Genomic DNA, 14,876 nt, shown 5'->3' on the forward strand with positions numbered 1-14,876 from the left:
GGCTTGTGAATGGGGGAACAACTGCGATGAAAATGGCGCGAATTGGTATTTTGCTAGATCAGACAGCTGCTGAAAAACGGTGGCGTTATAACATAAACGTATTTAATCGTTATCTTGGGGAAATTTTGATGCACCGCGGAATTCCGTTTCATTGGATTCATTCGGTAAAGAGCATTACTGATCATTATCCATGTGATGTGATTCTGGTTGCAGCTGTTGATGAAACTGCCGAGAATGCAGCGCTGCTTTGGCGCTATATGGAAAGAGGCGGCATCGTCGTTTCTTTTGCTGGTACGAACGATCTTGCGAAGAAATTAGGATATCACAAAGGCATGGGTACAGGTGCAGGGTACGCTCACCTGCCGCATAGCGACAGACCGCTGCGTTTTCTGGATGCGGTGCCGTGGGTCGCGGCGAATAGCTTGACGGAGGAGCCAATCGTCCAGAACGTCGGAACTATTTGCAAAGGCTCGCCTACCGGCGATAGTTATGGACCCGCTTTGCAGCAATTCAGCGTTGGACAAGGGAGCTTGGAGCGTTATTCCGTAGATGTTGTGAATACGATTGTCCAGATCCAGCAAGGAAGCAAGCCGGTTATCGAGGACGGGCCTCCATCTGCGGATGGAACTGCCCTGGTGAACGACGGTGTGTTGAAGGCAGATGACGTGATCGAGCTTGATTACGAGCACGACCGGGTCGCAACGGAAACGGGAATCCCGTTGTTCCTTCACCCCTATGCCGACATGTGGCGCGAAGAATTGGTTGGGCATTTACTTCGCCGCACAGCAGAGGAAGGCTTGACGCTTCCGTTTCTCGGTTACTGGCCGGAAGGCACGGAGCAGGTGGCGCACATTTCGCATGACAGCGACTATAACTTTGACGAGCATGCCATTGCTACGTTAGATATTTTGAGGGAAACCGGTGTCCACTCCACCTGGTGTATGTTGGAGCCGGGCTACAGTAAAGGCTTATACAAGCAGATAGAAGCAGACGGGCATGAGCTGGCACTTCATTACAACGCCGTAGATGTGGACAACGGCTACTGGAGCGGAGAAGAATTCCGCCGCCAATTCGAATGGTTCCAAGAAGCAACGGGCATGCAGCAGGTTCCAACGAATAAAAACCATCTTACCCGTACAGAAGGCTGGGGGGAGCTGTTCCAGTGGTGTGAAAGCTGCGGTATTGAATCCGACCAAAGCCGTGGCGGCAGTAAGAAAGGCAACCTCGGGTTCACGTTTGGCACCTGTCAGCCATTCTTTCCAATAGCCCTTTCCGATGAGAAAAATCGGGTGTATAACGTGTTAGAAGTCGGGTTTATGACGCCGGATCTGGAATTGAAAAAGTGGGGTGACCGCAGCATCGTCATTCCGATTCTGGAACAGGTGGCGAAGGTGCAAGGTGTTGCGCATTTCTTGTTCCATCAATTTCACATCTATCACCAAGAGGTGGTGCGGGACGCATTCCGTTACGTTGTAGAAGAAGCACGCAAGCGCGGTTTTGTCTTCTGGACGAACGAGGAAATCAACCGATGGGTGCGGGCGCGCCGCAAGGTCGCCATCTCCGGTTTGACGGCAGACGGTTATCCGGTAACGGATAACGTAACGATCGAAGGAGGCCGTGTTATTGCTTGGGTGCCGGTTATGGATGGAAACTCAGACAACTTGGACAGCTCGGACGGCGAGATCAAGGAGCATTATGGCGTAGCGTGCAGGAAAGTCATATTAACAGTTCAGGAAGTGAAAACCGTATGATTACCTATACACCAGCAACCGAAATATGGCGCGTTGCTCCTATTCGTTGGGACTTAGCTCAAGAAAATAATATGTCGCGACGCATTTATAACATTTTATTGAAATGGCTGCCTTTTGCTAACGAGCATTTTCAGGACTGGGACGTCCGCCCGAACAGCGGTCATTTCTTCGGGGGAACCTTCTGGTACCAATCTGATTCAGCCCAGAACTCGCTTATTTATGCCGTACTTTCCAAGCTAGGCGAATATGACGAACAGGCAACGAAGATTTCCCGTAATCTCTTGAAGGAACGTGCCATCAAAGCGATTCGCTATATCGGTTTTACGCATGATACAGGTCCGGAGGATTGTGTCCGTGTGGAAGGCGTTCTGCCTTACACAAGCGGGAAAAAGTGGGGAGGTCGAGGCGACAATTTCTTCATGGCTAGCCAAAACGGCCGTTCCATCGCCTTCTTCGCTTATGCCGCCTGGATGCTGTGGGATGACCTAGACCAGGAAACGAAGCTGCTTGTGCAAAATGTCGTTTCCAGCTATGCCGATCAATGGTCGATCGACCAACCCCGTGACGGCGTCTATTATGACACGCAATGCGAGGAAAACGGATGGACAGCGGCAGGGATCGGAGCGTCGGTTGCGCTGTTTCCCGATCATCCTCATCACGAACAGTGGATGCACGGGTTCCGCTTGTGGGCGATGAACTCAGTCAGCACATACAAGGACAGGCTCGCAGATCCATCTGGCTTAATTGATATTCCTGCTGGAAACCTGGTGCGAGCGGTGACGTTCCATCCCGATATGACAGCAGAAAATCACGCCTTCGTTCATCCCAGCTATATGTGCGCAGGGACCAATCTTCGTGGGATCTTTGCTATGATGTCACTGACTGCGGGTCAAGAAATTCCCCGTGAGGCGGTACACAACAATGAGAAGCTGTATGAGCGTACGATTAAAATTTGGGCGCAGTTTGATGGCTTGGCCGTTCCGGTGCAAGGCCAGGACTGGTGGTATAATCGACAGCACGAGCGCCAGCTGACGCATACAATCCTGAATGTCATCCATGGCAATCGAGATGCAGCTAATCTGGTAAGAGGTTCACTTGATTCGATAGAACGCATCCAAGCCAGCAATTCTCGCGGCTGCTTACTGGAAGAGCGCGGGGAAGAATGTATCATCAATAAAGCGCACGCTCAGTTTGCCAGAGACTTGGAACACGGCTCGGCGGTCGATCTGCTCTGTTCGTATTTGATTTACCTATTTGGAGGACCAGGCGCTGAGCCTAGTGATACAGAGGAAATGACGAACCGTCTGTTGGGCGTATACACGTACTCTTATGGTAATTCAATTCTTCACCGTCGCAAGGACTCGTTTGCGAGCTTTTCATGGCGTAACAATGTAATGGCGCTAACACTGCCTTCCAAAGGCTTATGGCAGGTAACCCCGCTTTATGCGAGCTATACAGGTACGATGGAGTTTGCCGAGAAGAAGGGGAATAAAAATCTGAGCAACGAGTCGATAATCCGTGATGTGGAGCGGGAAAGCATTCTACCGTTCTATGATGGCTTCGCAGCAACGGTGACGATTGCCAGAGGAGACCGTGAGCTGCTTCAGCATGCGGCGTTCCTGTCATTGCCAAACGGCAGCACCGTGTACATCGAGCGCTTCGATGCGATGAAGAACATCACGATTCATCATGCACAAACTGGAATTATTGGTATCCGCAATGAGAACTATGCAGCAATGCCAGAGCTTGCTCCCGGCACACGCACATTATATCACCCGGAGGGTGCCGACAAGTTTCGCGGCTTCTATGGGCAGGTGCCCAATCAGGTTGAGACTTATGGACGGGTTGCCTATGTGAATGTAGACGATTATATCGGCTACGTGATCATAGGCGGGCAGGGTGTCAAATATATTAACAAGCACGAATATTTGAAGTGGAAGGGCGTAGAGGACATCCTTGTCCTCAATGACATCGGCTCTTTGCAGCTAACTGCAGGACAGACGCTGGAGCCATTCATCGTCGTTTCGATGCCCAATCAGACGGCAGCCCGGACAGAATCAGCAAGCAGAGAAACGGTTCAGCTAGATACGAATGATGAGACGATCGTTGTTGAGACCGAGGATTGTATCGTCGCTGCCAACTTCCGTGCAGATGTGGTGCGTACAATTGCGCAAAAACGCATCATTGCAGGCATGGTAGTGAATGTATATGAGGGCAGACAGGCCATTAGAGGGGAATCCTATTTCTGGAATTGCTGTGTACCTGCCTTTTCCTCCCTTTACCGCAAAGCGGTTTGTCAACTTTCTGTTGATCCAGCACTACAAGTGCTGCTCGACATTACTGTCGCAGATGGCCGCATGATCTTGATTAACGAATGCGAGATGACGGTTTCCTGCAAAATCACATTCGAGAATGGCAGGAGCATGGATGTAACAGTTGCGGCAGGCGGATGCCACACGCTTGAGGTTTGATTGTTCAAAAAATAGCCGAGCACAGAAGAGCCACTCTCGGATCTTCTGTGCTCGGTTCGTTACTATTGGACGCCAAGCCTTTTTCGGTATTCGGTGGGGGTTAGCCCGCAATATTTTTTGAATACTTTAGCGAAATGGGGATAATCGGCATAACCGATGGCATGAGGAATGTTGACAGTCTTGCATGCTGGATTCGCTAACATTTCCTTAGCCATCTCGATTCGCAGTTGGGTCAGGAAGTGGATGAAGGAGACCCCCATCTCCTCCTTAAAGGAGCGACTGAAGTATGCGGGAGACATGTGAATATAATCGGCGACCTCCTGCATGGAAAAGGCTTCGAGCGTATAATTTTGTTTAATATAGTCCGCCGCGCGTTGAATCCCTTGATGACTGCCCCAATTACGGGATTGACGGATTTGTTGAATAGCCGACTCCATGAGGGAGCTAGTATGGTTGAACAGCTCTTCCGTTTTTACAGGAATGGGGTCGTCCATGTCTTGATTGAACATATGAATCCCTTTTTCGTTTAAGCTTGCGTCTATATGGCAAATCAGTTCGAAATAGGCGGTTCGTATCTGCGATTCCTCCGTTGCTTCCAGCTGAAGAGTCTCATTGAATTTCTTAAGATCGTCTATTGCGGCATCCTCGTTCAGGATCCAGACATTCTCGTTAATAGATTCAGCATGGCTTTTGACTAAAAGAATCCAGCGACCACGGTCGGATAAGGATAATTTTTCTTGCTCTAGGCTAATGAAAATTCGATCCAGTGTTTCTTGAAGTAAAGCCGGCCGTATGGGCTTCAGTAAATATTCAGAGGCCCCGTAACGAATCGCTTGTTGGGCAAAAGTAAAATCGTCATAGCCAGAAAGAATGACTACTTTTGGCTTTTGGTTTCGCATATGCAGTTCCTGAAGCAGCTCAAGTCCGTCCATAATCGGCATGCGAATATCAGTCAAAATCAGATCGGGGGCATGCTGTTCGATGAGCCTCAATGCTTCCAGGCCGTCTTCAGCTTCTGCAACGACCTTGAAGCGCTCTGTTGCATCAATTAGCTTGCCCAACATTTTTTTGACCATCGGCTCGTCGTCAATCGTGATGACTCGGTACATGTTGCGATTCCCCCATCTTGTAAGGCAGCTTAACTTGAATAACGGTGCCTGTAGTGTCCGATTTTTCAATATAAAGGCCGTAAGGTTCATTATAGGTCAGTCGAATCCGATGATGGACATTTAGCAATCCGATATGATGAAAGGAAAGCTCGGCTTCGTTACCTGAGAAGGTACCTTCGAAAATTTTGTTATACATCCCGCATAGCTGTGAGTCCATGCCTTGACCATTGTCGGATATCCGAAGCAGAAAGCAGCTTTCCAACTGTTCGGAAGAAACACCGATATAGGTCGGTCTAAGTTTATGTCGTTCATAGCCGTGTACGATCGAGTTCTCGATCAGTGGCTGAACGATTAAGCGGACAGCTTGTACGTTAGATGCAGTTCGTGCTTCGATCCCGCAATCAAATGTCAAATAGGGATACCGTTCCTTTTGGATGTTCAAATACATACTGACGTGTTCTAGTTCCTCTTTGAGGCTGACGATTTGCTGGGAGCTTCCTACACTATAGCGGAACAAGTCTGCGAGAGAGGTTGCCATGTTGCTGATTGGCAGCACCCCTTCCACGATGGCGTAGGAATTAATGGCTTCCAGCGTGTTATAAAGGAAATGCGGGTTGATTTGCGATTGCATTGCCTGCATCATGGCTTCTCTCTGTTTAAGCTGCAGCTCTTTCTCTTTGAGCTTGGAGGTATGCACGACTTCGATTAGTCGGCGTATTTCTCTGACCATCTTGTTGAAGCTGCGGTATAAGCTTCCAATTTCGTCCTCCCGGTGCTCCGGTGCTTGGATAACCCAATTTCCATGTTCTGCATTTTTCATTAAACGTTGGAGAACAGAAAGAGATCGGGTTAAGTTAAAGGAAAACCCCGCCAGTGCGGCTAACACGAACAATATAAGGAAAAATGCAATCCACAGCGTAAAATTTCGCAGCTCTATCAGGTTGCCGATCAGCTCCTGCAGCGGTACTTCGGAAACCATTGTCCAGTTCGTGTAGGGGGAGCGATGGAATATGACCAGCGTTTTCCCTGAATCGGTCTTTTTTAAAAAAAAGCCTTCCTGACTCCCGTTAAATCGCTCCATCAACTGGGAATCAACAGGCTTGCCTTGATTGCTTCTATCCGGATGGTACAAGATCTGGGAGTTATTGTCTGCGATCCAAATATAGCCGGTTTGTCCGAGCTGAACCTTTTCCAGAATACTTAAAATCTGGTTCATGTTCAGATCGATAATCAGCATACCAAGCGACTTGTAATTGGCAGCATCGCGAAACGTGCGGACAACGGTCAGCACGTGCGAGTTATCCGAATTGCGTATTCCGACAATTCGGAAGGAAGTCGTATTCTCGTAATGGCGGAAAAGCTTCATGTAATCATCTTTGGATGAAACGCCGCCGTAACTGAGAATGCCATTTTCCGTCGCGACGGAGAAGCCTTTTATATCTGGGCGGCCGAACATGAAATTCGGCAGCACTTGGTTTTCGATATCCCGCGTTATGATAAAACGATCATACTGCTCGTTCGCTGGAAGCAGCATGAATTTCTGGATGAGCGGATGAGTGATAACTGGAAACGTAGTCCGTTCCAAGTCGGTGAAATAATTGTCCAATTGATTATTGATTTGAGTCATAAGCTGCCGGCTGGAATTGACGGCGTTCGTTTCGATGTTCTCAGTTGTTTTTATATACCAGATCACGCCGAGTGAACAAAACGGGAGGCATAGAAATACTAGAATCAATACATTCAGTTTAGTGCGAATGGATAATGCTCTCACTTTTTGTAGGAATATCATGTTGGATTACTCCGTTTCGTTTCATTGGGGTAGGTCGAGTTATTGCTTCATTATTATAACAAGGGGGCGAAATGAATGGAAACTATAATTCGAGGGCTTATACGTTCGTATCACGACGATATTGTGCGCCATTCGCAGGAAATGATTCGCATTCGTAGCTCGATATCGGCACCACAACCCGGGAAACCGTTCGGAGAAGGAGTAGCGGAGGCACTAGCGTACATGCTGGCGTTGGCATCTTCGCTCGGTTTTAAGACGCTTGACGTCGATGGATACGCCGGACATGCGGAATTCGGAGATGGCGATGGGATAGTCGCAGTACTCGTTCATGTCGACACTGTTCCTGAAGGCGCGGGCTGGACGCACGATCCATTCGGGGGCGAAGTTTGCGAGGGATATCTGTATGGTCGTGGTGCTTCCGATAATAAAGGTCCCGCAGTTGTTTCCTTGTTCGCACTGAAGGCCTTAAAGGAAGCGGGAGTTGTGCCTGAGAAACGCATTCGAATCATCTTCGGGACGAACGAGGAATGCGGGATGTCTGACATGGATTACTACTTCTCGAAGCAGCCGTTACCCGATTACGCTTTCACGCCGGATGGGGACTACCCGATTATCCATGCCGAGAAAGGATATTACGTCGTGAAGTTGAGTCAATGCACCTCGGCTGAGCTAAGCGGAGGACTGCGCTTGGAGGGAGGCACCGCACCAAATTCGGTGCCTGACCGTTGCAGTGTACGTATGGATCGGAATAGCGAAGCGTCCAACGAGTGCACCTTCAACGGCGTGACCGCTCATGGTGCAACGCCAGGTGACGGCATCAATGCTATTGCACTTGCGCTTGATTATTTAAAAGATACGGGGCTTATCGATGCCCATGCGTATCCGCTTGCCGATTTCTTGCATGCACGTATTGGGCATGATGTAAACGGAGAGAAGCTTGGCATTGCCTGCACGGATACAGAACACGGCAGTTTGACCGTTAATCTAGGTCAATTTCGAATGGACGAGCAGATGGCGGAAGCATGGATAAACATCCGTTATCCAGTAACATTCGATGGGGAAACGATAATTGGACGCCTTCGTCTTGAGGCAGAAGCCGTAGGCTTGACGCTAGAAGTCGCAACTGAGCTTCCGCCGCTCTATATTCCGGCAGAACACCCGCTCATCCGCAAGCTTTGCGAGGCTTACGAATCGGTGACGGGGGAGCGTGCGACTTTATTGTCGATAGGCGGCGGTACTTATGCGAGGAAGCTGAATAACCGCGGCGTTGCCTTTGGCGCCAACTTCCTTGGTACGGATCCGCGAGCGCACCAAGCCGATGAAAGGATGTTGATTGACGACTTGATGCGGCATGCGGAAATATGTGCAGTCGCTATGTACAAACTGTTAGAAGTATAACGCTAACGAGGAGAGTAATGGATGAAACACGAACCTTTTTGCATATTAGGCTGCCAACACATGCATATCGCTCAATTTATTCAGGAAATGATTGATTTGGGGTATCCCTGTGCCGGGATTTACGACGGAGAAGATTCGGCGATGGCTAGCAGGCTGGCAGATCGGTACGGCGTCCCTCTGTTCGGCGATCCGGAGAAGCTGCTTAGCGTGAGCGGATCCATTGTAGGCAGCGCTGCTGTCAACAGTGACAAAATCGAGATCATCGAGCTGTGCGAAAGGAATGGTCGGCATGTGATGGTTGACAAGCCAGCGGTTGTCGACACGGCAGGACTCGAGCGGCTTGCCGAAATCATCCGTCGAGGACGTATTCAAGTCGCCATGATGCTAACGGAGCGATTTCGTCCGGAGTTGTTTACCCTTCGGGAGGCTATACTGCAAGGAGTGCTAGGTAAGATCATCCAAATCCAGATGAGAAAGCCGCATAGGCTGCGTGCTTCCAGCAGACCAACCTGGTTTTTTGATAAAGCTCGCAACGGAGGACTGGTTATTGATCTTCTCATCCATGATTTTGACTTGCTTCGATGGTTGACGGGAGAAGAAATCGCTGCGGTTCAGGGTTGGACAAGCAAGCGCATTCTGCCGGAATATCCGACATTTTGTGATGCTGCTTCACTGCAAGTGCTTCTTGGCGGAGGAATTACCGCACAGCTATATGCGGATTGGCACACACCGGAAGCCAGCTGGACCTGGGGGGACGGGCGCATATTTGTCGCTGGAACGAATGGATGCGCTGAACTGCGCCTGGAGGGAGACCCGTTCTTGAGCAAGGGTCCATTATTCATCCAGGTTACGAACGATGCGCCTGCAAGGGCTGTTGAACCGGCTATAGCTCCGTTAACTCTTAGTAAAGACTTCCTTAATCGCATCGAAGGACGCTCAGCGGTTTTGACAGCAAACGATGTATTACAGGCATGTAAAGCTGCCGTGGAAGCAGACGAAGCAGCAACTATTATTCAATCGCTTTAAGGTTATTAATGACATTTCAACGATCAGGAGATGTGGAGACGCTATGACTAAAGAAGATATTTTAATGCATCTGGGAGACGACTATGATCGGTATTTGGGTGCGATTGTACCACCAATTTTTCAAAATTCCCTATTCACTAGAAAAAATAAAGATCATGGTTACGTGTATACCCGTATAGGCAATCCGACCACTGAGATCGCAGAGCGCAAAATTGCTGCCCTAGAGGAGGGTGAGGCAGGCAAGTGCTTCTCTTCAGGTATGGGAGCTATTTCGGCAGCGATTATGAGCTTTGTCTCTGCTGGGGCACATGTTATTTGCATACGGAGCGCATACGGTCCGACACGGGAGTTTTTGAGCTCTTACTTGGTGCGATTCGGGGTAGAAACGACGTTCGTGACTGGAGATCGATTAGATGAGTTCGAGCAAGCCATTCGACCGAATACGAAGTTGATCTATTTGGAGAGTCCTTCTTCTCATTTGTTTGTGCTTCAGGATTTGGAGGCAGTTGCCCAGTTGGCCAAAGCTCGCGGAATCGGTACGATTATTGATAACACATGGGCAACCCCGCTATTCTGTAACCCGCTGCGCTTTGGCATCGATATGGTCGTCCATTCCGCTTCGAAATATCTGGGCGGTCACAGTGACATAATTGGCGGTGTCGTCATCGGCCGAGCGGATGCGATGGAGAAAATTACGCATGAGGAGCGGGCGCTGTTCGGAGCTAATATGGATCCGCATCAGTCGTGGCTCCTATTGCGAGGTATGCGCACTCTGCCCGTCCGTATGAGGCAGCATCAAGAAAGCGCGATGAAGATTGCGGAGTTTCTTGAAAGTCATTCGAAAGTGGAACAAGTGTATTATCCTGGTCTAAAGAGCCATCCGCAATATGAGCTAGGGAGGAAGCTGTATACCGGCTACACGGGACTGATAAGCTTTCTTCCGCGGGCTAGTGAGCAGGGCATTCGAGAGATGATCCCGAAGCTTCATTATTTCGAGTTCGGCCCTAGCTGGGGAGGCTTTGAAAGTCTAATTGTCGATCCAGGAGTAGGAATCAGTGAGGAAGCGTCTCAGGCGACCGGCATTCCCCGTGGTTTGCTCAGGATTTCAGTCGGGTTGGAATCAGTGGATTCATTGATTGCGGATTTAGATCAAGCTTTAAACAGTCTTTCTTAAGCAAGCGAATATAGATTACAGCGAAAAGATGGTGCGGTCACGGGGCTATCCCCGATAGAGTATCGATCCGATTGTGGCATGCTCGGCATCGTGATGTCGCTGCAAACGATAGTTAGCAGGGAACTGTCTCCGTGAGTCGGCGGTCGTTACGATCGGAGGCACGATCTTATACCACCAATAAAGGAAAAGTCACTTCTCATGTTTTCTTCAGAGTGGTGCATTTTTTTGCTGATAAAACGGCCAGTCTCGTTTTTGTTCGTTTCAAACAAAAATATGTTAAATTCAAGAATAAATGAATTGACGAGTGCTGTTTATTTTCGTAAAATGTGTTTAAATAACTAAAAATATGTTTGAAAAAAACAAATCGGAGGTTGGTTCCATGTCTCGCTCGCCACGCTTAAACCGAATGTTCAGTGATCAGGGAAAATGTTTCGATGTAGCTATCGATCACGGCTTTTTTAATGAATTCTCTTTCTCAACAGGAATTGAGAACATGAAACAAGCGATTGAAACGATTGTAAGAGCTAATCCGGACTGCATACAGCTAAGTCCAGGGCAAGCGCGCTTGCTTCAAGAGATCCCAGGGAAACAGAAGCCAGGACTGGTACTGCGAACTGACGTAGCCAATATTTATGGCACAGAACTGCCGAAATTTGTGTTTAGCGAATTGATCGACCGTGCGATCGAGCAAGCCGTGCGTCTTGATGCAGTCGCCGTTTGTGTAAATTTGCTGCTTCTCCCAGGCCAACCGGAATTGCATCATCAATGTGTGCGTAACATCGCGCTATTGAAAACTGAAAGTGAAAAATATGGTATGCCGTTAATGGTTGAACCTCTTGTTATGCTTCCGAACGAAGCGAAAGGCGGTTACATGGTCGATGGCGATATCCGCAAAATTATAGCGCTTGTTCGCCAGGCCGTTGAATTAGGGGCCAATGTGGTGAAAGCGGATCCGTGCGATGATGTTTCAGAATATCACCGGGTTATCGAAATTGCCTCTGGCATTCCGGTTCTTGTGCGCGGCGGCGGTAGGGCGAGTGATGAGGAGATCGTGACTCGCACGGTGGAATTGATGGAGCAGGGCGCTTCAGGCATCGTCTATGGGCGTAATGTCATCCAGCACCCGCAACCTGCTGAGATGACCGCAGCCTTGATGGCTATCGTGCATCATGGCATATCGGCGGAAAAAGCACTAACTATTCTGAAGGGGGAAGGAGCATAATGGGAAATAGAGTTATTCGTTTTGGTATAATCGGCTGTGGCTTGATGGGCAAAGAGTTTGCGAGCAACGCTGCACGGTGGTGTCAATTGACGGATGTTGATTTTGAGCCCCGGATCGTAGCCGTATGTGACGCGAGTCCGTCTGCTTCGCAGTGGTTCCTCGATCATGTCCCGAGTGTGGAAAACGCGTATACGGATTATAAGAAGCTATTGGATGACCCGTCGGTGGAGGCAATTTACTGTGCAGTGCCTCATAATTTGCATGAACAAATGTATGTGGATATTATTCGTGCTGGAAAGCATTTCTTAGGCGAGAAGCCGTTCGGCATCGACCAAAAGGCGAATGCAGCTATTCAGGCAGCAATTGCCGAGAATCCGCATATCATCGTCCGCTGCTCGTCGGAATTCCCATTTTTCCCTGGGGCCCAGCAAATCACTAAATGGGTAAATGAGGGGAAATTCGGAAAAATCATTGAGGTGGAAGCTGGCTTCTGGCACTCTAGCGATCTTGATCCGACAAAGCCGATTAATTGGAAAAGAAGAATCGCGACAAACGGCGAATACGGATGTATGGGCGATCTCGGCATGCATGTGCTTCACCTGCCGCTTCGTTTCGGTTGGAAGCCTGAGAATGTGCGGGCGCTTCTATCCAAAATCGTACATGAGCGTCCCGATGGAAAAGGCGGATCAGCTCCTTGTGAAACATGGGACAATGCTATTCTTGCTTGTGATGTAAAGCTGATTAACCAACAGTTTCCGATGATTCTATCTACCAAACGAATTGCACCTGGTCATGCGAACACATGGTTTATCCGTATTCAAGGGACTGAGTTTTCGGCTGAATTTACAACTAAAAATCCGAAGCAGGTAGCCTCCATGCCTTATCAACCCGGAGGGCAGCAAGCTTGGCATATCGCAGATGTACCTTATAAATCATCCTATAACACGATTACCGGAGGGATTTTCGAATTCGGTTTCTCTGATTCGATTCTGCAAATGTGGGCGGCATTTTGTGATGAGATTACGCATGGAGCGAACATGCTTCAGCCTTTCGGTTGCGCAACACCGGAGGAAGCGGCAGACAGTCATCGTGTCTTTACGGCAGCGCTTGAGTCGGAGAGAAATGGAGAAACGGTGAAGATAGACTGGGGGACCTAAGTTGAAAAGTCGATCGGCAGAAGTCGTGGTTGCTGGACATATTTGTCTGGATATCATTCCGGCCATTCATGGGAAGAAGATCAGGATCGATGAGTTTCTTGTGCCTGGTAAACTGGTTGAAATCGGAACGGCACTGATCGCCACCGGCGGTGCGGTTTCTAACACGGGTCTGGCCCTGCATAGACTTGGTCTTCAAGTCAACCTGATGGGTAAAGTCGGGGATGATTTATTCGGGCAAGTCATATTGGGGAAATTGCGGGGGTATGGAGAACATCTGACAGAAGGAATGATCATTTCTCCAAATGAGCACAGTTCGTACACTATCGTCATTAGTCCGCCTGGCGTAGACCGTATTTTCCTCCATTGTACAGGAGCGAACGACACTTTTCAGGCGGAAGACGTGGATTTGGAAAGCCTGGATGGTGTCAGGCTGTTTCATTTCGGCTATCCTCCTCTGATGCGAAACATGTATGAGCATAAAGGTGACGATCTGGTCCGCCTCCTGTCTGGCGTCAAGAAGAGAGGATTGACGGTCTCGCTTGATTTGGCGAAACCTGATCCTTTAACGGCGGCAGGGCAGGCTGATTGGAGAACTATTTTGGAGAAGGCGCTTCCGTTTGTGGATGTTTTCTTACCCAGCTTTGAAGAGATTTTATGTATGCTACGGCCGGATCTCTACCGTCAGATGCAGCTTGATCATGGTACGGAAGAGCTGTTGCCATTTGCGGAGGGTCCGCTGTTATCGCAGCTTGCAGATGAATTGCTAGACATGGGGGCGGCCGTAGTCGCGCTGAAGCTTGGAGAGTTCGGATTGTATATGAAGACGTCATCCGACCGGGCTCGACTCCTTTCCATGGGTACTTGTACGCCGGTCGGAGAGATGATCGAAAACTGGCTCGGGAAAGAGCTGCTTGCTCCTTGCTTCCATGTAGACACGGTAGGAACGACGGGAGCGGGTGACTGCACAATCGCTGGATTTTTGGCGGGACTCCTTAAAGGGATGACGGTCGAAGAGGTATTGGTCAGTGCAGTAGGCGTTGGGGCTTGCAATGTGGAGGAAGCAGATGCCGTAAGTGGTGTGCCTGTTTGGAGCGATGTACAGAATCGAATAAAGCTTGGATGGCTTCAACGGACCCAATCGCTTCCCCTTCCGGGTTGGAGTTGGAACGAATCGTACGGTCTGTGGGAGCATCACTAAGAAGAATATGATAAGGGGAGATAGTTCAATGACGCTAAGAAGAAGCGACGTTAGAATGGCACAGGAGCGCACAGCAGCGCTATTGGGTCAGGCGGGAATCGTGCTCACATCGGCAGAACAGGATTCTATCGAAATTGCTGGATTCGGTCTAGGCGACCTGGCCAATCAAGGGCTTGAACTCATTACTTACGTGAACACAGATCGGTACTGTGCCAAGGAGCTTGTGCTATTCCCAAGCCAAACGTGCCCCGAGCATATGCACCCTCCTGTAGAAGGCGAGTCCGGCAAAATGGAAACATTCCGCTGCCGCTGGGGGAAAGTTTTTCTATACGTAGAGGGCGAGTCTACGCCAAACATTCAGGCTGTAGTACCGGCAGGAAGTGAAAGTTTCTACACCGTTTTCCACGAGATTGAATTACTTCCTGGAGAGCAATATACGATTTCGCCGGGAACCAAGCATTGGTTTCAAGGTGGGCCGTATGGAGCCATCGTATCGGAATTTTCGAGCACGAGCCGTGATGAGTTCGATATTTTCACGGATCCTAACATTGTGCGAATGCCTGTCAGAGTGGAGGAGTAGA

General features: G+C 49.2%; 11 protein-coding genes. 9 read left to right on the plus strand and 2 right to left on the minus strand.

What is annotated here, in order from left to right; translation table 11 throughout:
* Positions 1 to 26 precede the first annotated feature (26 nt).
* Complete coding sequence (locus tag AC1DVJ_RS03425; RefSeq protein WP_477588359.1) at positions 27 to 1,751, plus strand: polysaccharide deacetylase family protein; 1,725 nt, start codon at positions 27 to 29, stop codon at positions 1,749 to 1,751.
* Entirely contained in the window at positions 1,748 to 4,222 is a 2,475-nt protein-coding gene (locus AC1DVJ_RS03430) for a hypothetical protein (RefSeq protein ID WP_477588360.1), read from the plus strand. The genes AC1DVJ_RS03425 and AC1DVJ_RS03430 overlap by 4 nt, the downstream gene beginning before the upstream one ends.
* 62 nt (positions 4,223 to 4,284) lie before the next feature.
* Here AC1DVJ_RS03430 and AC1DVJ_RS03435 read toward each other — a convergent pair whose 3' ends face one another.
* Both AC1DVJ_RS03435 and AC1DVJ_RS03440 read right to left on the minus strand, forming a co-directional pair.
* A complete protein-coding gene (locus AC1DVJ_RS03435; protein WP_477588362.1) occupies positions 4,285 to 5,331 on the minus strand; it encodes a response regulator transcription factor in 1,047 nt (348 codons plus the stop codon).
* Positions 5,309 to 7,120 (minus strand): sensor histidine kinase, encoded by a 1,812-nt coding sequence (locus AC1DVJ_RS03440; RefSeq protein WP_477588363.1) that lies wholly within the window; start codon positions 7,118 to 7,120, stop codon positions 5,309 to 5,311. The genes AC1DVJ_RS03435 and AC1DVJ_RS03440 overlap by 23 nt, the downstream gene beginning before the upstream one ends.
* Positions 7,121 to 7,195: 75 nt before the next feature.
* On the opposite strand from AC1DVJ_RS03440, the gene AC1DVJ_RS03445 reads away from it, so the two are divergent.
* The 7 genes from AC1DVJ_RS03445 (at position 7,196) to AC1DVJ_RS03475 (ending at position 14,875) form a co-directional block, all read left to right on the plus strand.
* The gene (locus AC1DVJ_RS03445) at positions 7,196 to 8,518 is read left to right on the plus strand and encodes a Sapep family Mn(2+)-dependent dipeptidase (protein WP_477588365.1); all 1,323 of its coding nucleotides are present in this window, start codon (positions 7,196 to 7,198) and stop codon (positions 8,516 to 8,518) included.
* Positions 8,519 to 8,539: 21 nt separating this feature from the next.
* Complete coding sequence (locus AC1DVJ_RS03450) at positions 8,540 to 9,544, plus strand: Gfo/Idh/MocA family protein (protein ID WP_477588367.1); 1,005 nt, start codon at positions 8,540 to 8,542, stop codon at positions 9,542 to 9,544.
* A 43-nt stretch (positions 9,545 to 9,587) separates the two neighbouring features.
* Positions 9,588 to 10,718, plus strand: coding sequence for a trans-sulfuration enzyme family protein (locus AC1DVJ_RS03455; RefSeq protein WP_477588369.1), 1,131 nt, complete (start codon positions 9,588 to 9,590; stop codon positions 10,716 to 10,718).
* Between the two features lie 379 nt (positions 10,719 to 11,097).
* Positions 11,098 to 11,940: a class I fructose-bisphosphate aldolase gene (locus AC1DVJ_RS03460; RefSeq protein WP_477588371.1), complete on the plus strand. Its 843-nt coding sequence runs from the start codon at positions 11,098 to 11,100 to the stop codon at positions 11,938 to 11,940.
* Positions 11,940 to 13,097: a Gfo/Idh/MocA family protein gene (locus AC1DVJ_RS03465; RefSeq protein ID WP_477588373.1), complete on the plus strand. Its 1,158-nt coding sequence runs from the start codon at positions 11,940 to 11,942 to the stop codon at positions 13,095 to 13,097. Before AC1DVJ_RS03460 ends, AC1DVJ_RS03465 begins: the two co-directional genes overlap by 1 nt.
* 1 nt (position 13,098) lies before the next feature.
* Positions 13,099 to 14,295: a carbohydrate kinase family protein gene (locus tag AC1DVJ_RS03470; protein WP_477588375.1), complete on the plus strand. Its 1,197-nt coding sequence runs from the start codon at positions 13,099 to 13,101 to the stop codon at positions 14,293 to 14,295.
* 28 nt (positions 14,296 to 14,323) lie between these two features.
* Entirely contained in the window at positions 14,324 to 14,875 is a 552-nt protein-coding gene (locus tag AC1DVJ_RS03475; protein ID WP_477588377.1) for a D-lyxose/D-mannose family sugar isomerase, read from the plus strand.
* Position 14,876: the final 1 nt, after the last annotated feature.

The organism is Paenibacillus sp. P4_A9 (genome assembly GCF_056402415.1).

Bases quoted from the DNA above. Each gene is read 5' to 3' on its own strand.
- AC1DVJ_RS03455 (WP_477588369.1), top strand. From the start codon at position 9,588: ATGACTAAAGAAGATATTTTAATGCATCTGGGAGACGACTATGATCGG.
- AC1DVJ_RS03440 (WP_477588363.1), bottom strand. From the start codon at position 7,120: ATGATATTCCTACAAAAAGTGAGAGCATTATCCATTCGCACTAAACTG.
- AC1DVJ_RS03430 (WP_477588360.1), top strand. From the start codon at position 1,748: ATGATTACCTATACACCAGCAACCGAAATATGGCGCGTTGCTCCTATT.
- AC1DVJ_RS03435 (WP_477588362.1), bottom strand. From the start codon at position 5,331: ATGTACCGAGTCATCACGATTGACGACGAGCCGATGGTCAAAAAAATG.
- AC1DVJ_RS03475 (WP_477588377.1), top strand. From the start codon at position 14,324: ATGACGCTAAGAAGAAGCGACGTTAGAATGGCACAGGAGCGCACAGCA.
- AC1DVJ_RS03465 (WP_477588373.1), top strand. From the start codon at position 11,940: ATGGGAAATAGAGTTATTCGTTTTGGTATAATCGGCTGTGGCTTGATG.
- AC1DVJ_RS03425 (WP_477588359.1), top strand. From the start codon at position 27: ATGAAAATGGCGCGAATTGGTATTTTGCTAGATCAGACAGCTGCTGAA.
- AC1DVJ_RS03460 (WP_477588371.1), top strand. From the start codon at position 11,098: ATGTCTCGCTCGCCACGCTTAAACCGAATGTTCAGTGATCAGGGAAAA.
- AC1DVJ_RS03450 (WP_477588367.1), top strand. From the start codon at position 8,540: ATGAAACACGAACCTTTTTGCATATTAGGCTGCCAACACATGCATATC.
- AC1DVJ_RS03445 (WP_477588365.1), top strand. From the start codon at position 7,196: ATGGAAACTATAATTCGAGGGCTTATACGTTCGTATCACGACGATATT.